At 56.8% G+C, this 5,139-nt stretch carries 2 rRNA genes; both read left to right on the top strand.

From position 1 onward, the window contains the following. Positions 1-139 precede the first annotated feature (139 nt). Positions 140-1,658: ribosomal RNA gene (locus tag QJS31_RS37220) — 16S ribosomal RNA — on the top strand. A 324-nt stretch (positions 1,659-1,982) separates the two neighbouring features. Next, a 23S ribosomal RNA gene (locus QJS31_RS37215) occupies positions 1,983-5,095 on the top strand. Together the 16S and 23S rRNA genes form the textbook arrangement of a ribosomal RNA operon. The last annotated feature ends 44 nt before the right edge of the window (positions 5,096-5,139 follow it).

Here is a 5,139-nt window from a genome sequence, read left to right as displayed (position 1 = left end):
TTTTGGTTCCGGCGCTTACACCCCCGTGTGGGTGTCGGACATTGAAGTCAGCTATTTTCCGGCTGGCGATTGTTTTGCTAGGTTTTCGGACTCTGGTTCGATTATTCTTCTGATTCGCCTTCGGGTGTTTCGAGAGTCTTCAACGGAGAGTTTGATCCTGGCTCAGGACGAACGCTGGCGGCGTGCTTAACACATGCAAGTCGAGCGGTAAGGCCCTTCGGGGTACACGAGCGGCGAACGGGTGAGTAACACGTGGGTGATCTGCCTCGCACTCCGGGATAAGCCTGGGAAACTGGGTCTAATACCGGATATGACCGCGAATCGCATGGTTTGTGGTGGAAAGGTTTACTGGTGCGAGATGGGCCCGCGGCCTATCAGCTTGTTGGTGGGGTAACGGCCTACCAAGGCGACGACGGGTAGCCGGCCTGAGAGGGCGACCGGCCACACTGGGACTGAGACACGGCCCAGACTCCTACGGGAGGCAGCAGTGGGGAATATTGCACAATGGGCGAAAGCCTGATGCAGCGACGCCGCGTGAGGGATGACGGCCTTCGGGTTGTAAACCTCTTTCGACAGGGACGAAGCGCGAGTGACGGTACCTGTAGAAGAAGCACCGGCCAACTACGTGCCAGCAGCCGCGGTAATACGTAGGGTGCGAGCGTTGTCCGGAATTACTGGGCGTAAAGAGCTTGTAGGCGGTCTGTCGCGTCGATCGTGAAAACGTGCAGCTCAACTGCGCGCCTGCGGTCGATACGGGCAGACTAGAGTACTTCAGGGGAGACTGGAATTCCTGGTGTAGCGGTGAAATGCGCAGATATCAGGAGGAACACCGGTGGCGAAGGCGGGTCTCTGGGAAGTAACTGACGCTGAGAAGCGAAAGCGTGGGTAGCGAACAGGATTAGATACCCTGGTAGTCCACGCCGTAAACGGTGGGTACTAGGTGTGGGTTTCCTTCCACGGGATCCGTGCCGTAGCTAACGCATTAAGTACCCCGCCTGGGGAGTACGGCCGCAAGGCTAAAACTCAAAGGAATTGACGGGGGCCCGCACAAGCGGCGGAGCATGTGGATTAATTCGATGCAACGCGAAGAACCTTACCTGGGTTTGACATACACCGGAAACGCCTAGAGATAGGCGCCCCCTTGTGGTCGGTGTACAGGTGGTGCATGGCTGTCGTCAGCTCGTGTCGTGAGATGTTGGGTTAAGTCCCGCAACGAGCGCAACCCTTATCTTATGTTGCCAGCGCGTAATGGCGGGGACTCGTGAGAGACTGCCGGGGTCAACTCGGAGGAAGGTGGGGACGACGTCAAGTCATCATGCCCCTTATGTCCAGGGCTTCACACATGCTACAATGGCCGGTACAGAGGGCTGCGATACCGCGAGGTGGAGCGAATCCCTTAAAGCCGGTCTCAGTTCGGATCGGGGTCTGCAACTCGACCCCGTGAAGTTGGAGTCGCTAGTAATCGCAGATCAGCAACGCTGCGGTGAATACGTTCCCGGGCCTTGTACACACCGCCCGTCACGTCATGAAAGTCGGTAACACCCGAAGCCGGTGGCCTAACCCCTCGTGGGAGGGAGCCGTCGAAGGTGGGATTGGCGATTGGGACGAAGTCGTAACAAGGTAGCCGTACCGGAAGGTGCGGCTGGATCACCTCCTTTCTAAGGAGCACTTCTCCAGGCATGCCCACACAGGTGGGAAAGTTGTTCTGGCAGAGACCGTTTCGGACTCGCATGTAGTCCGGCGGAGCTCATGGGTGGAACGCTGACAAGCTTCATCGCATCAAGGTTCCGGCCGAGTCCGGGATCGCGGTGGATATATCGACACACTGTTGGGTCCTGAAAGAACAGACGTTCTTTCCAGGCAAGATAACGACGAGACTGATCTTCAGTCATACCGCGCAACATGGGTTGCGGCTGGTGCTGGGTAAAAGGTCGGGCTTGTGTGTTGTTTGAGAACTGCACAGTGGACGCGAGCATCTTTGTTAGTAAGTGTGTAAGAGCGTACGGTGGATGCCTTGGCACCAGGAGCCGATGAAGGACGTAGGAGGCTGCGATAAGCCTCGGGGAGCTGTCAACCGAGCTGAGATCCGAGGATTTCCGAATGGGGAAACCCAGCACGAGTGATGTCGTGTTACCCGCGCCTGAATATATAGGGTGTGTGGAGGGAACGTGGGGAAGTGAAACATCTCAGTACCCACAGGAAGAGAAAACAACAGTGATTCCGTGAGTAGTGGCGAGCGAAAGCGGATGAGGCTAAACCGTGTGGATGTGATAGCCGGCAGGCGTTGTCCATGCGGGGTCGTGGGACCCATCTTCTTCTTACTGCCGTGAGGAGCATGAGTGAGAAACCGAGTTGTTAGTCGAATTGGTTTGGGATGGCCAACCGTAGACGGTGAGAGTCCGGTAGACGAAAACTTCTCGGCTCATGTGATGGGCACCCGAGTAGCAGCGGGCCCGTGAAATCTGCTGTGAATCTGTCGGGACCACCCGATAAGCCTGAATACTACCTGGTGACCGATAGCGGACTAGTACCGTGAGGGAAAGGTGAAAAGTACCCCGGGAGGGGAGTGAAATAGTACCTGAAACCGTGCGCTTACAATCCGTCAGAGCCCTCCTTCGGGTGGGGTGATGGCGTGCCTTTTGAAGAATGAGCCTGCGAGTCATCGGTATGTGGCGAGGTTAACCCGTGTGGGGTAGCCGTAGCGAAAGCGAGTCCGAATAGGGCGCCCAGAGTCGCATGCTATGGACCCGAAGCGGAGTGATCTACCCATGGCCAGGGTGAAGCGACGGTAAGACGTCGTGGAGGCCCGAACCCACTTAGGTTGAAAACTGAGGGGATGAGCTGTGGGTAGGGGTGAAAGGCCAATCAAACTCCGTGATAGCTGGTTCTCCCCGAAATGCATTTAGGTGCAGCGTCACGTGTTTCACGCCGGAGGTAGAGCTACTGGATGGCCTAGGGGGCCCACAAGCTTACCGAAGTCAGCCAAACTCCGAATGCCGGTGTGTGAGAGCGTGGCAGTGAGACTGCGGGGGATAAGCTTCGTAGTCGAGAGGGAAACAGCCCAGATCGCCGGCTAAGGCCCCTAAGCGTGTACTAAGTGGAAAAGGATGTGGGGTCGCAGAGACAACCAGGAGGTTGGCTTAGAAGCAGCCACCCTTGAAAGAGTGCGTAATAGCTCACTGGTCAAGTGATCCTGCGCCGACAATGTAGCGGGGCTCAAGTACACCGCCGAAGCCGCGGCAGTCACACATGGACATCCCCTTCGGGGCAGTGGTGTGGCTGGGTAGGGGAGCGTCGTGTAGCCAGGGAAGCGGCAGGGTGACCTAGCCGTGGAGGCTGCGCGAGTGAGAATGCAGGCATGAGTAGCGAAAGACGAGTGAGAAACTCGTCCGCCGAATGACCAAGGGTTCCTGGGCCAGGTTAATCCGCCCAGGGTGAGTCGGGACCTAAGACGAGGCCGACAGGCGTAGCCGATGGACAACGGGTTGATATTCCCGTACCCGTGTACCCGCGCCCAATGGCGAATCAGTTGTGCTAACCGTCCAAAACCCAATAGACCACCTTCGGGTGGCTGGAGGGGGCTGCACGGGACCCTGATTGTAGTAGTCAAGCGATGGGGTGACGCAGGAAGGTAGCTGGGCCAGGTGATGGAATACCTGGTGTAAGCGTGTAGGCCGAGTGATAGGCAAATCCGTCACTCGTACAGGCTGAGACGTGATGCGTAGCCGATTGAGGCGAATTCAGTGATCCTATGCTGCCGAGAAAAGCCTCTAGTGAGTTGGTACACGGCCCGTACCCCAAACCGACACAGGTGGTCAGGTAGAGAATACTAAGGCGATCGAGAGAACTGTGGTTAAGGAACTCGGCAAAATGCCCCCGTAACTTCGGGAGAAGGGGGACCCGGGCTGGTGAACACCCTTGCGGTGGGAGCTGGTCGGGGTCGCAGAGACCAGAGAGAAGCGACTGTTTACTAAAAACACAGGTCCGTGCGAAGTCGTAAGACGATGTATACGGACTGACGCCTGCCCGGTGCCGGAAGGTTAAGAGGACCGGTTAGCGCAGTAATGCGCGAAGCTGAGAATTTAAGCCCCGGTAAACGGCGGTGGTAACTATAACCATCCTAAGGTAGCGAAATTCCTTGTCGGGTAAGTTCCGACCTGCACGAATGGCGTAACGACTTCTCTGCTGTCTCAACCACAGACTCGGCGAAATTGCATTACGAGTAAAGATGCTCGTTACGCGCGGCAGGACGAAAAGACCCCGGGACCTTCACTATAGCTTGGTATTGGTGTTCGGTACGGTTTGTGTAGGATAGGTGGGAGACTGTGAAAGCGGCACGCTAGTGTTGTGGGAGTCGTCGTTGAAATACCACTCTGATCGTATTGGACCTCTAACCTCGGACCCTGATCGGGTTCAGGGACAGTGCCTGGTGGGTAGTTTAACTGGGGCGGTTGCCTCCCAAAATGTAACGGAGGCGCCCAAAGGTTCCCTCAGCCTGGTTGGCAATCAGGTGTCGAGTGCAAGTGCACAAGGGAGCTTGACTGTGAGACAGACATGTCGAGCAGGGACGAAAGTCGGGACTAGTGATCCGGCACCGGCATGTGGAAGCGGTGTCGCTCAACGGATAAAAGGTACCCCGGGGATAACAGGCTGATCTTCCCCAAGAGTCCATATCGACGGGATGGTTTGGCACCTCGATGTCGGCTCGTCGCATCCTGGGGCTGGAGTAGGTCCCAAGGGTTGGGCTGTTCGCCCATTAAAGCGGCACGCGAGCTGGGTTTAGAACGTCGTGAGACAGTTCGGTCTCTATCCGCCGCGCGCGTTAGAAACTTGAGGAAGGCTGTCCCTAGTACGAGAGGACCGGGACGGACGAACCTCTGGTGTGCCAGTTGTTCCGCCAGGAGCACTGCTGGTTGGCCACGTTCGGAAGGGATAACCGCTGAAAGCATCTAAGCGGGAAGCCTGTTCCAAGATGAGGTTTCTCACCCCCTCGAGGGGGTAAGGCCCCCAACAGACCATTGGGTTGATAGGCCAGAACTGGAAGCGCGGTAACGTGTGGAGGTGACTGGTACTAATAGGCCGAGGACTTACCAACAAAGCTGCTACGCGTCCACTGTGCGGTATCTGAAACAACACACG

The organism is Nocardia sp. CC213A, from assembly GCF_030766805.1.
GTDB lineage: Bacteria > Actinomycetota > Actinomycetes > Mycobacteriales > Mycobacteriaceae > Nocardia > Nocardia otitidiscaviarum.
This window is presented reverse-complemented; position numbering and strand designations above follow the sequence as displayed.